This window comes from Streptomyces sp. NBC_00557, assembly GCF_036345995.1.
Lineage (GTDB): Bacteria > Actinomycetota > Actinomycetes > Streptomycetales > Streptomycetaceae > Streptomyces.
Window position 1 is genome coordinate 6,841,299 of the sequence record NZ_CP107796.1, and the last position, 16,236, is coordinate 6,857,534.

The 16,236-nt window shown below is 71.9% G+C and carries 14 protein-coding genes; 13 read left to right on the forward strand and 1 reads right to left on the reverse strand.

Annotated features, from left to right (window positions below):
* Positions 1-46 precede the first annotated feature (46 nt).
* From OG956_RS30195 to rpsD, 3 genes are all read left to right on the forward strand, one after another.
* Complete coding sequence (locus OG956_RS30195) at positions 47-703, forward strand: vitamin K epoxide reductase family protein (RefSeq protein WP_330341161.1); 657 nt, start codon at positions 47-49, stop codon at positions 701-703.
* 44 nt (positions 704-747) lie between these two features.
* Positions 748-2,157, forward strand: coding sequence for a replication-associated recombination protein A (locus OG956_RS30200; RefSeq protein WP_330341162.1), 1,410 nt, complete (start codon positions 748-750; stop codon positions 2,155-2,157).
* A 305-nt stretch (positions 2,158-2,462) separates the two neighbouring features.
* The gene (gene rpsD / locus OG956_RS30205; RefSeq protein WP_330341163.1) at positions 2,463-3,077 is read left to right on the forward strand and encodes a 30S ribosomal protein S4; all 615 of its coding nucleotides are present in this window, start codon (positions 2,463-2,465) and stop codon (positions 3,075-3,077) included.
* A gap of 128 nt (positions 3,078-3,205) precedes the next feature.
* Here the strand turns inward: rpsD and OG956_RS30210 are convergent, their stop codons facing one another.
* Positions 3,206-5,398 (reverse strand): ATP-binding protein, encoded by a 2,193-nt coding sequence (locus OG956_RS30210; protein ID WP_330341164.1) that lies wholly within the window; start codon positions 5,396-5,398, stop codon positions 3,206-3,208.
* 152 nt (positions 5,399-5,550) lie between these two features.
* On the opposite strand from OG956_RS30210, the gene OG956_RS30215 reads away from it, so the two are divergent.
* The 10 genes from OG956_RS30215 (at position 5,551) to OG956_RS30260 (ending at position 16,196) form a co-directional block, all read left to right on the forward strand.
* Complete coding sequence (locus OG956_RS30215) at positions 5,551-5,985, forward strand: DUF948 domain-containing protein (protein WP_209438828.1); 435 nt, start codon at positions 5,551-5,553, stop codon at positions 5,983-5,985.
* A gap of 16 nt (positions 5,986-6,001) precedes the next feature.
* Positions 6,002-6,358 carry a hypothetical protein gene (locus OG956_RS30220; RefSeq protein ID WP_330341165.1) on the forward strand — a complete coding sequence of 119 codons (357 nt, stop codon included), beginning with the start codon at positions 6,002-6,004 and terminating at the stop codon, positions 6,356-6,358.
* Positions 6,358-9,030, forward strand: coding sequence for an alanine--tRNA ligase (alaS, locus tag OG956_RS30225; protein WP_330341166.1), 2,673 nt, complete (start codon positions 6,358-6,360; stop codon positions 9,028-9,030). The genes OG956_RS30220 and alaS overlap by 1 nt, the downstream gene beginning before the upstream one ends.
* Positions 9,031-9,056: 26 nt before the next feature.
* Complete coding sequence (gene ruvX / locus OG956_RS30230; RefSeq protein ID WP_330341167.1) at positions 9,057-9,521, forward strand: Holliday junction resolvase RuvX; 465 nt, start codon at positions 9,057-9,059, stop codon at positions 9,519-9,521.
* Between the two features lie 177 nt (positions 9,522-9,698).
* Positions 9,699-11,360, forward strand: coding sequence for an endolytic transglycosylase MltG (gene mltG / locus OG956_RS30235; RefSeq protein WP_443065625.1), 1,662 nt, complete (start codon positions 9,699-9,701; stop codon positions 11,358-11,360).
* Entirely contained in the window at positions 11,341-12,180 is an 840-nt protein-coding gene (locus OG956_RS30240; RefSeq protein WP_330341169.1) for a shikimate dehydrogenase, read from the forward strand. The genes mltG and OG956_RS30240 overlap by 20 nt, the downstream gene beginning before the upstream one ends.
* 166 nt (positions 12,181-12,346) lie before the next feature.
* Positions 12,347-13,531 carry a chorismate synthase gene (aroC, locus tag OG956_RS30245; RefSeq protein ID WP_330341170.1) on the forward strand — a complete coding sequence of 395 codons (1,185 nt, stop codon included), beginning with the start codon at positions 12,347-12,349 and terminating at the stop codon, positions 13,529-13,531.
* A 32-nt stretch (positions 13,532-13,563) separates the two neighbouring features.
* Positions 13,564-14,046, forward strand: a complete 483-nt coding sequence (locus OG956_RS30250; RefSeq protein ID WP_330342989.1) for a shikimate kinase — start codon at positions 13,564-13,566, stop codon at positions 14,044-14,046.
* The gene (gene aroB / locus OG956_RS30255; protein WP_330341171.1) at positions 14,043-15,134 is read left to right on the forward strand and encodes a 3-dehydroquinate synthase; all 1,092 of its coding nucleotides are present in this window, start codon (positions 14,043-14,045) and stop codon (positions 15,132-15,134) included. Before OG956_RS30250 ends, aroB begins: the two co-directional genes overlap by 4 nt.
* 183 nt (positions 15,135-15,317) lie before the next feature.
* Positions 15,318-16,196 (forward strand): Pro-rich N-terminal domain-containing protein, encoded by an 879-nt coding sequence (locus OG956_RS30260; RefSeq protein ID WP_330341172.1) that lies wholly within the window; start codon positions 15,318-15,320, stop codon positions 16,194-16,196.
* Positions 16,197-16,236 lie beyond the last annotated feature (40 nt).

Below are 16,236 nucleotides of genomic sequence, written 5' to 3' on the forward strand. Positions count from 1 at the left end.
GCCATGCCCGAAGATGGTCCAGCTCTCAAGTGACGGAATCGGCGTGATGAGCAAGACGACAGTCAACGACGTCTCCACGGAGTCGGGTCCCGAGCGCGCCGCCGACGGCCCGCGCACGGTGGGCGGCAGCCGTGCCTTCGCCCTGCTGCTCGTGATCACCGGAGCGGCCGGACTGCTGGCCGCCTGGGTCATCACGCTCGACAAGAACAAGATCCTCGAGGCGAAGCTCGCCGGGAAGACGTTCACGCCGGGGTGCAGCGTCAACCCGATCGTGTCCTGCGGCAGCGTCATGGAGAGCAAGCAGGCGGCGGCCTTCGGCTTCCCGAACCCCTGGCTCGGCCTGGTCTGCTACGGCATCGTCGTCTGCGTCGGCATGAGCCTGCTCGCCCGCGCCCGCTTCCCGCGCTGGTACTGGCTGACCTTCAACTTCGGCACGCTGTTCGGCGTCGCGTTCTGCACCTGGCTGCAGTTCCAGTCCCTGTACCGGATCAACGCGCTGTGCCTGTGGTGCTCGCTGGCCTGGGTCGCCACGATCACCATGTTCTGGTACGTCACCTCGTTCAACGTCCGCAACGACTTCCTGCCCGCACCGCGCTGGCTGAAGTCGTTCTTCGGCGAGTTCACCTGGGTGGTGCCGGTCACGCACTGCGGCATCATCGCCATGCTGATCCTGACCCGGTGGGGCAGCCAGCTCTGGGCCTGACCGGGCCGGGCGGCGTTGTCAGTGCCGTGATTTAGGGTTTCAGCGTGGAACCCGACCTGTTCACCGCCGCAGCAGAAGAACGCCAGGAGAAGGACCCGGCCGCGAGCCCCCTGGCGGTACGGATGCGCCCGCGCACGCTGGACGAGGTGGTGGGCCAGCAGCATCTTCTGAAGCCCGGCTCCCCGCTGCGCCGGCTGGTCGGCGAGGGCTCGGACCAGAGGGGCGGGGCCGCAGGCCCCTCCGGCAAGGGCGGTGGCGGGAGCCGGGTGGGACCGGCAGGACCGTCCTCGGTGATCCTCTGGGGCCCGCCCGGCACCGGCAAGACCACGCTGGCGTACGTGGTCTCCAAAACGACGAACAAGCGGTTCGTGGAGCTGTCCGCGATCACCGCCGGCGTCAAGGAGGTCCGCGCGGTCATCGACGGGGCCCGCCGCGCCACCGGCGGCTTCGGCAAGGAGACCGTCCTCTTCCTGGACGAGATCCACCGTTTCAGCAAGGCCCAGCAGGACTCCCTCCTGCCCGCGGTGGAGAACCGCTGGGTCACCCTCATCGCGGCCACCACCGAGAACCCGTACTTCTCGGTGATCTCGCCGCTGCTCTCCCGCTCCCTCCTGCTCACCCTCGAACCCCTCACCGACGACGACATCCGCGGCCTGCTCAGGCGCGCGCTGACCGACGAGCGCGGTCTGAAGAGCGCCGTCGGCCTCCCCGAGGACACCGAGGCGCACCTGCTCCGCATCGCCGGCGGCGACGCCCGCCGGGCCCTCACCGCCCTGGAGGCCGCCGCCGGAGCCGCCCTGGACAAGGGCGAGAGCGAGATCAGCCTGGAGACGCTGGAGCAGACGGTCGACCGGGCGGCAGTGAAGTACGACCGCGACGGCGACCAGCACTACGACGTCGCCAGCGCCCTGATCAAGTCCATCCGGGGCTCCGACGTGGACGCGGCCCTGCACTACCTGGCCCGCATGATCGAGGCCGGCGAGGACCCCCGCTTCATCGCCCGGCGCCTGATGATCTCCGCGAGCGAGGACATCGGCCTGGCCGACCCGCACGCGCTGCCCCTCGCGGTCGCCGCCGCCCAGGCCGTCGCCATGATCGGCTTCCCCGAGGCGGCCCTCACCCTCAGCCACGCCACCATCGCCCTCGCGCTCGCCCCGAAGTCCAACTCGGCGACGACCGCGATCGGCGCCGCCCTGGAGGACGTACGCAAGGGCCTGGCCGGCCCGGTGCCGCCCCATCTGCGCGACGGGCACTACAAGGGCGCGGCGAAACTCGGCCACGCGCAGGGCTACGTCTACCCGCACGACCTGCCCGAGGGCATCGCCGAGCAGCAGTACGCCCCGGACGCCCTGAAGGACCGCGAGTACTACACCCCGGGCCGGCACGGCGCCGAGGCGCGGTACGCGGACGCGGTGGAGTGGACCCGCAAGCACCTCGGTCGCAGGCGGTCCTGAGCGCCCTGTAGACTTGCCCGAAGTGCTGAGTCCCGTGCAGTCAGAGCGGGACACCCAGCCGGAACCCACGGCCGTCAGGACGCGCGGTTCCAGGAGCGTCGCGCACCGTCGAACGGTGTCGCGGGCAGCCCACCACCCCTCGGAATCCCGGGACGGTCGGTGGGCCACTCGCGTGCTGCACGTATGTGCCCAGACCAGGGGAGCGGCTGCCCGGCAGGTCCCAGCGGACCCGGCGGGTTTCCCCGGCTGCGGATGCGACCTCCCTCAACACTGACGAGCCGAACACTACGAAAGAGATTGAGACAGTGGCGAACCAGTCCCGCCCGAAGGTCAAGAAGTCGCGTGCCCTCGGCATCGCACTGACCCCGAAGGCCGTCAAGTACTTCGAGGCCCGCCCCTACCCGCCGGGTGAGCACGGCCGCGGCCGCAAGCAGAACTCGGACTACAAGGTCCGTCTGCTGGAGAAGCAGCGTCTGCGCGCGCAGTACGACATCTCCGAGCGCCAGCTGGTCCGCGCCTACGAGCGTGCGGCCAAGGTCCAGGGCAAGACCGGTGAGGCCCTGATCGTGGAGCTCGAGCGCCGTCTCGACGCCCTGGTCCTGCGTTCGGGCATCGCCCGCACCATCTACCAGGCCCGTCAGATGGTCGTCCACGGCCACATCCAGGTCAACGGCCAGAAGGTCGACAAGCCGTCCTTCCGTGTCCGTCCGGACGACGTCGTGCAGGTCCGCGACCGCTCCAAGGACAAGACGCTCTTCCAGATCGCCCGCGAGGGTGGCTTCGCCCCCGAGGGTGAGACCCCGCGCTACCTGCAGGTGAACCTCAAGGCCCTGGCGTTCCGCCTGGACCGCGAGCCGAACCGCAAGGAGATCCCGGTGATCTGCGACGAGCAGCTCGTCGTCGAGTACTACGCCCGCTGACCCAGGCGACCGCGTAACACCGCAGCCCGCCGTCTCCCCGCCCTCCGGGCGAGGGAGGCGGCGGGTTTTCGCATGGGGCGGCCTTCCGGCGGTGCGCGCCGTGCCCACCGCCGGAAGGACGGCCGCTCTCAGGGCGCGGGCCGGCGGGGACTCGGCGCGCCCCGCGTCGGAGCCGCGTCGTGCCGCGGCCCCGTGCCCCTTCGGGGCGCCCTGTCCGGCGGCGCCGCTCCCCGCGGGGCCGGCAGCGCCCCCAGCGGCCGTACCGCACCCCGCTGCAGCGCACGGGCCACGGCCTCCGCGCGCTCCAGCCGGGCCCCCTCCCGTACGCACTCGTCGTACCGCGCGTCCCCCAGCGCTTGCCGTGCGAGCGCCTCGCAGTGTTCGTGCGGGGCGTTGTAGTGCGCCGAGCCGAACAGCGGCAGCCCCACCGACGGCCACATCCGGCCCGCCGCGCCCTGGAGCCGCGCGGCCTCGGCCGGCTCGCCCTGCGTCGCCGTCACCAGCGCCAGCAGCTCCAGCGCCAGCACGGAGCCGAGCAGGTCGTGGAAGGCGTGCGCGTTGCGCAGGCACTCCCCGAGCAGTTCCCGCGCCCTGTCCTGGGCACCGTCCCGCCAGGCCGCGTACGCCAGCACGTACAGCGCGTAGGAGCGGGCCCAGCGCTCCCCGTGGTCCTCGCACACCCGGCGCGCGTCCTCGCACAGCCGGACCGCGTCCGCGAGGTCGCCCTGGAAGGCCCGTGCCATCGCCAGCTCCACCTGGCCCATCAGCACATTGCTGTTGAGTTCGCCGATCTCGTGATAGCGCGCGAGCGCCGACCGCAGCAGGGTCTCCGCGCGGGCCATGTCATCACTGACCAGCGCCAGACAGCCGGTGCGGTGCTCGGCGTACGCCACCGCCGTGGCGTCCGCGACCCGCTCGGCCTGCTCCCGGCACTCCCGCAGCGCCGCCAGCGCGAGCACGGTGTCGCCCTGGAGGATCGCCACGTACCCGAGCACCCACAGCGCCTTCAGCCGCGACTGCTCGTAGCCCGACTCCAGTTCCACGCTGCGGGTCAGCCAGCGGCGGCCCTCCGCGAGCCGTCCGCAGCCGACCCAGCAGAACCACAGCGACCCCGCCAGGTACTGCCCGAGGTGGGCCTCGTCCGGCTCGGTCAGACAGAACTCCAGGGCGGCCCGCAGATTGGGCAGCTCCGCCTCGACGCGCGCGGCGACCTCACCCTGCCGGGGCGAGAACCAGTCCAGCTCGCACCAGGTCGCCAGCCCCAGGTACCAGTCCCGGTGCCGCCTGCGCAGCCGGCCCGCGTCCCCGACGGCCTCCAGCCACTCGGCGCCGTAGGCCCGGACCGTGTCCAGCATCCGGTAGCGGGGCCCGGCCGGGCTCTCCTCGCGGGTCACCACCGACTGGCACACCAGCTCCGACAGTACGTCCAGGACGTCCTCGGCGGGCAGCCCGTCCCCGCTGCACACGTACTCGGCCGCCTCCAGGTCGAAGGTCTGCGCGAACACCGAAAGACGGGCCCACAGCAGCCGCTCGGCCGGCGTGCACAGCTCATGGCTCCAGCCGATCGCCGTGCGCAGCGTCTGGTGGCGCGCCGGAGGCCCGCCGGGCACGGACGCCGGGCCGGAGCCCGCCGTCAGCAGCCGGAACCGGTCGTCCAGCCGCTGCAGCAGCTGTTCCGGGGACAGCGCCCGCAGCCGTCCGGCGGCCAGCTCCAGCGCCAGCGGGATCCCCTCCAGACGCCGGCACAGCTCCCGCACCGCGGGGCCGTCGGCGACCTCCAGCCCCTGCTCCCGCGCCCGGTCCGTGAACAGCCGCACCGCGTCGTCCTCGCCCAGCGGCGCCAGCGGGAACAGCCGCTCGCCCGCCAGCCCCAGCGGACGCCGGCCCACGCCCAGCACGCGCAGGTCCGGCAGCTTCCGCAGCAACTCCGCCGCCAACTCGGCGCAGGCGTCCGCCAGATGCTCGAACCCGTCCAGCACCAGCAGGACCGGCCGGCCGGCGAGATGCTCCAGCAGGATCTGCCGGGGCGACCGCGAGGTGTGGTCGGTCAGGCCCAGCGCCTCCACCACCGCGTACTCCACGAACTGCGGATCACGCACCGGGGCCAGCTCCACCCGTCCGGAGACGGACTCCCACCCGGCGGCGACCTGCGCGGCCAGCCGGGACTTGCCGACCCCGCCGACCCCGGTCACGGTGACCAGCCGCGCCCCGGCGAGCGCGTCCGCCAGCCCGGCCAGCTCGGCCGAGCGCCCGACGAAGGTGGTCAGTTCGAGGGGCGGATCGCCGTCGGAGAGGGGATCCGCGCGCTGAGGACCTCGCATGGGACACGGAGCGTACTGAACCGTGTGCAGGGCGTACAATCGCTTTCCGCAACTCCGTCCCCGCCGCCCGGTAATCCGGTACGGAGCCCAGGCCCCGGCGCGATAGGCTCGGACTCGACTTTTTCGATGGTGAGGCACGTTTCAGGGAGCGGGTGCGCACAGTGTCCGGTGGAGAGGTGGCCGGGATCCTGGTGGCCGTCTTCTGGGCGATCCTGGTCTCCTTCCTCGCGGTGGCTCTCGCGAGGCTGGCCCAGACGCTCAAGGCGACCACCAAGCTGGTGGCGGACGTGACCGACCAGGCCGTCCCGCTGCTCGCCGACGCCTCCCAGGCGGTGCGGTCCGCGCAGACCCAGATCGACCGCGTCGACGCGATCGCCTCGGACGTCCAGGAGGTCACCTCCAACGCCTCCGCGCTGTCGACCACGGTCGCCTCCACCTTCGGCGGCCCGCTGGTCAAGGTCGCGGCCTTCGGCTACGGCGTCCGCCGGGCGCTCGGCGGACGCAAGGAGGACGTGCCCGCGAAGGCGCCCCGGCGTACCGTGATCGTGGGCCGGACGGTCCCTGCCGCGCGACGCAAGCGGAAGTAAGGACTGAGACCGAGCGATGTTCCGCCGTACGTTCTGGTTCACCACCGGTGTCGCCGCCGGTGTGTGGGCCACCACCAAGGTCAACCGCAAGCTGAGGCAGCTGACCCCGGAGAGCCTCGCCGCGACCGCGGCGAACAAGGCCCTGGAGACCGGTCAGCGGCTCAAGGACCGCGCGGTGGGCTTCGCGCTCGACGTCCGCGACAACATGGCACAGCGGGAAGCCGAGCTGGAGGAGGCCCTGGGGATCCACGCGAACCCCGAACTGCCCTCGCCCCGCCGCTACGCCGCCATCGAGAACGACAGCGACAACCGCAGCACACCGAAGTACATCGAAGCCCCGATGCACTCGTACAACCGGAATGAGGACCACTGATGGAGTCGGCCGAGATTCGCCGCCGCTGGCTGAGCTTCTTCGAGGAGCGCGGGCACACCGTCGTCCCTTCGGCGTCGCTCATCGCGGACGACCCGACTCTGCTCCTCGTCCCCGCCGGCATGGTGCCCTTCAAGCCCTACTTCCTGGGTGAGGTCAAGCCGCCGTTCCCGCGCGCCACCAGCGTGCAGAAGTGCGTGCGCACGCCCGACATCGAAGAGGTCGGCAAGACCACGCGGCACGGCACGTTCTTCCAGATGTGCGGCAACTTCTCCTTCGGCGACTACTTCAAGGAAGGCGCCATCAAGCTCGCCTGGGAGCTGCTCACCACGCCCCAGGCCAAGGGCGGTTACGGCCTGGAGCCGGAGAAGCTCTGGATCACCGTCTACAAGGACGACGACGAGGCCGAGCGCATCTGGCACGAGGTCGTCGGCGTGCCCATGGAGCGCATCCAGCGCCTGGGCATGAAGGACAACTTCTGGTCCATGGGCGTGCCCGGCCCCTGCGGCCCCTGCTCCGAGATCAACTACGACCGCGGCCCCGAGTTCGGCGCCGAGGGCGGCCCCGCCGTCAACGACGAGCGGTACGTGGAGATCTGGAACCTCGTCTTCATGCAGTACGAGCGCGGCGAGGGCACCGGCAAGGACAACTTCGAGATCCTCGGGGACCTGCCGAGCAAGAACATCGACACCGGCCTCGGGCTGGAGCGGCTCGCCATGATTCTGCAGGGCGTGCAGAACATGTACGAGATCGACACCTCCATGGCCGTCATCGACAAGGCCACCGAGCTGACCGGCGTCCGCTACGGCGACGCCCACGACTCGGACGTGTCCCTGCGCGTGGTCACCGACCACATGCGCACCGCCACCATGCTCATCGGCGACGGCGTCACCCCCGGCAACGAGGGCCGCGGCTACGTCCTGCGCCGCATCATGCGCCGCGCCATCCGCAACATGCGCCTGCTCGGCGCCACCGGCCCGGTCGTCAAGGACCTCATCGACACCGTGATCGGCATGATGGGCCGGCAGTACCCCGAGCTGATCACCGACCGCGAGCGCATCGAGAAGGTCGCCCTCGCCGAGGAGAACGCCTTCCTCAAGACGCTGAAGGCCGGCACCAACATCCTCGACACCGCCGTCACCGAGACCAAGCAGTCCGGTGGCACGGTCCTGTCCGGCGAGAAGGCCTTCCTGCTCCACGACACCTGGGGCTTCCCGATCGACCTCACCCTGGAGATGGCCGCCGAGCAGGGGCTGTCCGTGGACGAGGAGGGCTTCCGCCGCCTGATGAAGGAGCAGCGGGAGCGCGCCAAGGCCGACGCCCAGGCCAAGAAGACCGGGCACGCCGACATGGGCGCCTACCGCGAGATCGCCGACACGGCCGGCGCGACCGACTTCATCGGGTACACCGACACCGAGGGCGAGTCCACGATCGTCGGCCTGCTCGTGGACGGCGTCTCCTCGCCGGCCGCCACCGAGGGCGACGAGGTCGAGGTCGTCCTCGACCGCACCCCGTTCTACGCCGAGGGCGGCGGCCAGATCGGCGACACCGGCCGGATCAAGGTGGACTCGGGCGCCGTGATCGAGGTCCGCGACTGCCAGAAGCCGGTGCCGGGCGTGTACGTCCACAAGGGCGTCGTCCAGGTCGGCGAGGTGACCGTCGGCGCCAAGGCCCACGCCTCCATCGACGCCCGCCGCCGCAAGGCCATCGCCCGTGCCCACTCGGCCACCCACCTGACCCACCAGGCCCTGCGCGACGCCCTCGGCCCGACGGCCGCCCAGGCCGGTTCCGAGAACCAGCCCGGCCGCTTCCGCTTCGACTTCGGCTCCCCGTCCGCCGTGCCGCAGACGGTGATGACCGACGTCGAGCAGAAGATCAACGAGGTGCTCGCCCGCGACCTGGACGTGCACGCCGAGATCATGGGGATCGACGAGGCCAAGAAGCAGGGCGCCATCGCCGAGTTCGGCGAGAAGTACGGCGAGCGGGTCCGCGTCGTGACCATCGGCGACTTCTCCAAGGAGCTGTGCGGCGGCACCCACGTGCACAACACCGCCCAGCTGGGCCTGGTCAAGCTGCTCGGCGAGTCCTCCATCGGCTCGGGTGTGCGCCGTATCGAGGCCCTGGTCGGCGTGGACGCCTACCACTTCCTCGCCCGCGAGCACACGGTGGTCAACCAGCTGACCGAGCTGCTCAAGGGGCGCCCGGAGGAGCTGCCGGAGAAGGTCTCCTCGATGCTCGGCAAGCTGAAGGACGCCGAGAAGGAGATCGAGAAGTTCCGCGCCGAGAAGGTGCTCCAGGCCGCCGCCGGTCTCGCCGAGTCCGCCAAGGACGTCAGGGGCGTCGCACTGGTCACCGGTCAGGTGCCGGACGGCACCACGCCGGACGACCTGCGCAAGCTGGTCCTCGACGTACGCGGCCGCATCCAGGGCGGCCGGGCCGCCGTGGTCGCGCTCTTCACGGTCAACAACGGCAAGCCGCTGACCGTCATCGCCACCAACGAGGCCGCCCGCGAGCGCGGTCTCAAGGCCGGTGACCTGGTCCGTGCCGCCGCCAAGACCCTCGGCGGCGGCGGTGGCGGCAAGCCGGACGTGGCCCAGGGCGGCGGCCAGAACCCGGCCGCGGTCGGCGAGGCCGTGGACGCCGTCGAGCGCCTGGTCGCCGACACCGCCAAGTAAACGGGCACGTAAGGAAACGGTCGGACATGCGCAGAGGGCGTCGGCTCGCGATCGACGTCGGGGACGCCCGGATCGGGGTCGCCTCGTGCGACCCCGACGGGATCCTCGCCACCCCGGTGGAGACGGTCCCCGGCCGGGACGTTCCCGCCGCCCACCGCCGGCTGCGGCAACTGGTGGAGGAGTACGAGCCGATCGAGGTCGTCGTCGGGCTCCCTCGTTCCCTCAAGGGGGGCGAGGGCCCGGCCGCCGCCAAGGTCCGCGCCTTCGCCCAGGAACTGGCCAACGGCGTCGCGCCGGTGCCGGTGCGCCTGGTCGACGAGCGGATGACGACGGTCACCGCCAGTCAGGGACTGCGCGCCTCGGGCGTGAGATCGAAGAAGGGCCGCTCGGTCATCGACCAGGCGGCGGCGGTCATCATCCTCCAACAGGCCTTGGAATCCGAACGCGTGTCAGGTAAAGCACCCGGCGAGGGCGTCGAAGTGGTCACCTGATCGCGATACGGTAACGTTCCGCGCGATGTGCCGGTGTTCGAACAGCGGGCGCACAGCAAGAGGCGGAACGGAAGCGGGCCGGCCGGCCACGTGACCGGTCGGCCTCGCGGCTCTAGGGGATCGATGACTGAGTATGGCCGGGGCCCAGGCCCCCAACCGTGGCATCCGCAGGACCCGTTGTACGGGGACGGCGGATGGGAAGGGCAGCAGGCCCCCGGCGGCCATCAGCCTGCCTACGGCGACCGGCCGGAGCAGCACTACCCGCAGCAGCCGCAGCAGCACTACCCGCAGCACCCCGAGCAGTACTACCCGCAGCAGCCGCAGTACGACGACTGGAACCAGCAGCCCCAGCCCGGCTACGGGCACGAGCAGTACCCGTACTACGACGAACAGGGACAGCAGCAGTACCCCGGCCACGCCCAGCAGCCGTACCCGCAGCAGGGCGGCTGGGACGCGTCCGGCGGCCACGGCCAGATGCCGTACGGCGCGGATGCGGGCGACCCGTACGGCCGGCAGCACATACCCCATGACGGGCAGGAGCCCGACTACTACGGCGCCGAGGAGTCCTACCCTCCGCCGCAACCGCCCGGCCGCACCGGCCCCGAGGCCGAACCGGGCCCAGAGGCCGCGCCCGAGGAGGAGGACCACGCCTTCTTCGCGGGAGGCGACGACGAGGATGACGAGGAGTACGAGCTCCAGAGCCGCCGTGAGCGGCGCGGCAAGGGAGACAAACAGGGCAAGAAGGGCAGGAAGAGTCGCAACGGCTGCGCCTGCCTGGTCGTGGTCCTTGTCCTCGGCGGAGGCGTCGGCACCGTCGGCTACTTCGGCTACAGGTTCTACCAGAACCGTTTCGCCCCGGCTCCCGACTACCAGGGCGACGGCATCGCCCAGAAGGTGACGGTCGAGATCCCGAAGGGTGCAGGCGGCTGGGACATCGGCCGCCTGCTCAAGGACGCCGGGGTCGTCAAGAGCGCCGGGGCCTTCGTCCACGCACAGAGCGAGGCTCCGGGCGCCGGCACGATCCAGGCGGGCGCCTATGTCCTGAACAAGGAGATGTCCGCCGCCAGCGCCGTGCGGCTGATGCTGGATCCGAAGAGCCACAGCTTCGTCCTGGTGCGACCGGGTGAGCGCAACGCGGGTGTCTACGAGGACATCGACAAGAAACTCCAACTCGCCGACGGCACCACCCGGAAACTCGCCGAGAAGGAATACAAGAGCTTCGGCCTGCCGTCCTGGGCCCGGAACACCCAGTACGCCGGCTCCATAAAAGATCCCCTGGAGGGGTTCCTCTTCCCGGGCACCTACGCGGCCGCCAAGGGCATGAAGCCGGACAACATCCTCAAGCAGATGGTCGCCCAGGCCACGTCGAAGTACGACTCCTACGGCCTCGCCTCCAAGGCCCGGTCACTGGGTCTCGACAACGCGTTCCAGCTGGTCACCGTCGCCAGCCTGGTGCAGGCCGAGGGCAAGACGCGCGACGACTTCCGCAAGATGGCCGAGGTCGTCTACAACCGCCTCAAGCCCACCAACACCGAGACGAACCAGTACCTGCAGTTCGACTCGACCTACAACTACGCCAAGGGCACCAGCAACATCCACATCTCCGAGAAGGCGATCAACAGCGACCAGAGCCCGTACAACACGTACACGCACAAGGGACTTCCGCCCGGTCCGATCGGCAACCCCGGCGAGGACGCGCTCAAGGCGGCACTGAATCCGACCCACGACGGCTGGATCTATTTCGTGGCGACCGACGGCGTGAACAACACCGAATTCGCCAAGACCTACGCCGAATTCAAGCAACTCAAGGACAAGTTCAATGCCAGCTCGGGCAACTGACGCCCGCCGGGCCGCCGTACTCGGCAAGCCCATCGCCCACTCCCTCTCGCCGGTGCTGCACCGGGCCGCGTACGAGGAGCTGGGGCTCACCGGATGGTCGTACGACCGCTTCGAGGTGGACGAGGCCGGGCTGCCCGGCTTCCTGCGGGAGCTGGGGCCCGAGTGGGCGGGCCTGTCGCTGACCATGCCGCTGAAGCGGGCGGTGATCCCGCTGCTGGACGAGATCAGCGAGACGGCCTCCTCCGTCGACGCGGTCAACACCGTCGTCTTCACCGAGGACGGCCGCCGGCTCGGCGACAACACCGACATCCCGGGCATGGTGGCCGCGCTGCGCGAGCACGGCATCGAGCAGGTCGGCTCCGCCGCGATCCTCGGCGCCGGCGCCACCGCCTCCTCCGCCCTCGCCGCCCTCTCCCGGATCTGTACCGGCGAGGTCGTCGCCTACGTCCGCAGCGAGGCCCGCGCCGCCGAGATGCGCCGGTGGGGCGAACGGCTCGACGTGGACGTCCGTACGGCCGACTGGGCGGACGCCGCGCAGGCGCTGCGCGCCCCGCTGGTGATCGCCACCACGCCCGCCGGCTCCACCGACGCCCTCGCCGCCGCCGTGCCCGAGCGGCCCGCCGCCCTCTTCGACGTGCTCTACGAGCCCTGGCCCACCGAGCTGGCGGCCCGCTGGTCCATGTTCGGCGGAGCCGTGGTCAGCGGCCTCGACCTGCTGGTCCACCAGGCCGTGCTGCAGGTCGAGCGGATGACCGGACGCTCCCCGGCCCCTCTGGACGCCATGCGCCGGGCCGGCGAGCAGGCGCTCGCCGCCCGCTGACCCGCCGCCCGCGCGTCCGCCTTGTGGACCTGTGGCCGGTTTCCGGCCCCGGACGTGGGAGGATCGGAAGGTGGCGGGCCGGGGTCGCGCACCCGGTCACGCCGTCGCCGTACGCGAGGACGCGCGTACGCCGGGCAGTACCGGGCGCGAACACGGAGGAGCACCGTTGAGCAGGCTGCGTTGGCTGACCGCGGGGGAGTCCCACGGTCCGGCACTTGTCGCGACGCTGGAGGGCCTTCCCGCCGGCGTGCCGATCACCACGGAGATGGTGGCGGACCACCTGGCGCGGCGGCGGCTCGGCTATGGCCGCGGTGCCCGGATGAAGTTCGAGCAGGACGAGGTCACCTTCCTGGGCGGCGTCCGGCACGGTCTCACCCTCGGCTCCCCGGTCGCGATCATGGTGGGCAACACCGAGTGGCCCAAGTGGGAGCAGGTCATGGCGGCCGACCCGGTGGATCCGGAGATCCTCGCCGGGCTCGCCCGCAACGCCCCGCTGACCCGCCCGCGCCCCGGCCACGCCGACCTCGCCGGCATGCAGAAGTACGGCTTCGACGAGGCCCGCCCGGTCCTGGAGCGCGCCTCAGCCCGCGAGACCGCGGCCCGGGTGGCGCTCGGCGCGGTCGCCCGCTCCTACCTGAAGGAGACCACGGGCATCGAGATCGTCTCGCACGTCGTCGAGCTGTGCTCGGTGAAGGCCCCGCAGGGCGTGTACCCCACCCCGGCCGACGTCGAGAGGCTGGACGCCGACCCGCTGCGCTGCCTGGACGCGGACACCTCGAAGGCGATGGTCGCGGAGGTCGACCAGGCCCACAAGGACGGCGACACCCTCGGCGGCGTGGTCGAGGTGCTGGCGTACGGCGTCCCGGTCGGCCTCGGCTCGCACGTGCACTGGGACCGCAAGCTGGACGCCCGGCTCGCCGGCGCCCTCATGGGCATCCAGGCGATCAAGGGCGTCGAGATCGGTGACGGCTTCGAGCTGGCCCGGGTGCCGGGCTCGAAGGCGCACGACGAGATCGTGAACACCCCCGAGGGCATCAAGCGCGTCTCCGGCCGCGCCGGCGGCACCGAGGGCGGCCTGTCCACCGGAGAGCTGCTGCGGGTGCGGGCCGCGATGAAGCCGATCGCGACCGTGCCGCGCGCCCTGCGGACCGTGGACGTCACCACCGGCGAGGAGGCGCAGGCCCACCACCAGCGCTCCGACGTCTCCGCCGTGCCGGCCGCCGGCATCGTCGCCGAGGCGATGGTCGCGCTGGTGCTCGCGGACGCGGTCGCCGAGAAGTTCGGCGGCGACTCGGTGGCCGAGACCCGCCGCAACGTGCGCTCCTACCTCGACAACCTGCGGATCCGGTGAGCGCCGTGCCCGCCGTCGTACTCGTCGGCCCGATGGGCGTCGGCAAGTCCACCGTGGGCCGGCTGCTCGCCGAGCGCCTCGGACTCGGCTACCGGGACACCGACGAGGACATCGTCGCCGCCGAGGGCCGCACCATCGCCGAGATCTTCGTCGACGAGGGGGAGCCCGCTTTCCGCGCCCTCGAGAAGCGGGCCGTGCACACCGCGCTCGCCGAGCACGAGGGCGTCCTCGCGCTCGGCGGCGGGGCGGTCCTCGACGCCGACACCCGCGCCCTGCTCGCCGCGCACCGGGTGCTCTACCTCTCGATGGACGTGGAGGAGGCCGTCAAGCGCACCGGCCTCAACGTGGCCCGGCCGCTGCTCGCGGTCAACCCGCGCAAGCAGTGGCGCGAGCTGATGGAGGCCAGGCGGCACCTGTACGAGGAGGTCGCCACCGCCGTCGTCGCGACGGACGGCCGCACCCCCGAAGAGGTCACCCAAGCAGCGCTGGACGCACTGGAGTTGAAAGAAGCATGAGCGAGGCAGTCACCCGCATCCAGGTCGCCGGCACCGCGGGCACCGACCCCTACGAGGTGCTGGTCGGACGCCAACTCCTCGGCGAGCTGGCCGACCTGATCGGCGGCAAGGCCAAGCGGGTCGCGGTGATCCACCCGGAGGCGCTGGCCGAGACCGGTGACGCGCTCCGCGCGGACCTGGCCGAGCAGGGCTTCGAGGCGATCGCCATCCAGGTGCCCAACGCCGAGGAGGCCAAGACCGCCGAGGTCGCCGCCTACTGCTGGAAGGCGCTCGGCCAGTCGGGCTTCACCCGCTCCGACGTCGTCGTCGGCGTGGGCGGCGGGGCCACCACCGACCTCGCCGGTTTCGTCGCGGCGACCTGGCTGCGCGGGGTGCGCTGGATCGCCATTCCGACGACCGTGCTGGCCATGGTGGACGCGGCCGTCGGCGGCAAGACCGGCATCAACACCGCCGAGGGCAAGAACCTCGTCGGCGCCTTCCACCCGCCGGCCGGCGTCCTGTGTGACCTGGCCGCGCTGGACTCCCTCCCGGTCAACGACTACGTCTCCGGGCTCGCCGAGGTCATCAAGGCCGGCTTCATCGCCGACCCGGTGATCCTCGACCTGATCGAGTCGGACCCCGAGGCGGCGCGGACCCCGGCCGGCCCGCACACGGCCGAGCTGATCGAGCGCTCGATCCGGGTGAAGGCGGATGTCGTCTCCTCGGACCTGAAGGAGTCGGGTCTGCGCGAGATCCTCAACTACGGCCACACGCTGGGCCACGCCATCGAGAAGAACGAGCGCTACAAGTGGCGGCACGGCGCGGCCGTCGCGGTCGGCATGCACTTCGCGGCCGAACTGGGCCGACTGGCGGGCCGGTTGGACGACGCGACGGCGGACCGGCACCGCACGGTCCTGGAGGCCGTCGGCCTGCCGCTGCACTACCGCTACGACCAGTGGCCCAAGCTGCTGGAGGCGATGAGGATCGACAAGAAGTCGCGTGGCGACCTGCTGCGCTTCATCGTCCTCGACGGCCTGGCCAAGCCGACGGTCCTGGAGGGGCCGGACCCGGCCGTGCTGCTCGCCGCGTACGGCGAAGTGGGCCGGTAAGCCCCCGGCTGCCGCCTCCGCTCGAGGCGGGGTCTCGACTTCCTTTGCGGAACGGGCACTTCGGGCCGCCCTCGGCCGTTTCACCAGACGACGGCGGGGGACGGTACCGTTCGGTAGGCAGCAGGGCCCGGCCCTGCTGCCAGCACGAACGAGCCGCGAGACGACGAGACGGAGTGGCCACGGATGCAGCACGCAGTGGGGTCTCCGCTGCCGCCGCCCCACGAGCCGGGGCAGGGGCCGCACGCCCGCTGGGCCTCGGCCGCACACCACCCGGGCCCGCACCCGGGAGTCCCCCAGGGGCCCGCCCCCGTGCCCCCGCCGCCGGGCTTCCCGGCCCCGGTGGGCGCCGTCCCGCCGACGCCCCCGCAGCGGCCGCTGCCCCAGCCTCCGGCCCCGCAGCCCGCCGCCGGACAGCCGGCCCCCGACACCACCGGTCATGTCCCGCTGCCGCCCGGCGGCCCGGTCGGCGTGCCCCCGGCGCCCGCCGCGGCCCCCGACCCGGCGACCACCACCCTGGCCGTCCTGCTGATCGGCCCCGCCGGCGCCGGAAAGACCAGCGTCGCCAAGTACTGGGCGGACCACCGCCGGGTGCCCACCGCGCACATCAGCCTGGACGACGTCCGCGAATGGGTCCGCTCCGGCTTCGCCGACCCACAGTCCGGCTGGAACGACAACTCCGAGGCCCAGTACCGCCTGGCCCGCCGCACCTGCGGCTTCGCCGCCCGCAACTTCCTCGCCAACGGGATCTCCTGCATCCTGGACGACGCCGTCTTCCCGGACCGCCCGGTCGTCGGCCTCGGCGGCTGGAAACGCCATGTGGGCCCCGGCCTGCTGCCCGTCGTCCTCCTGCCCGGCCTGGACGTCGTGCTGGAGCGCAACGCGGAGCGCACCGGCAACCGCCGCCTCACCGACGAGGAGGTCGCCCGCATCCACGGCCGCATGGCCGGCTGGTACGGCTCGGGCCTGCCGATCATCGACAACTCCCAGCTGGACGTCCCGGGCACGGCGAGGGTCCTGGACGAGGTCCTGGCGAGGGCCATCGCGAGCCCCCCGAACTGGTGAGCGGGGGCAGCCGCCGTGCCGCAGGGCGCGCGGGCACCGC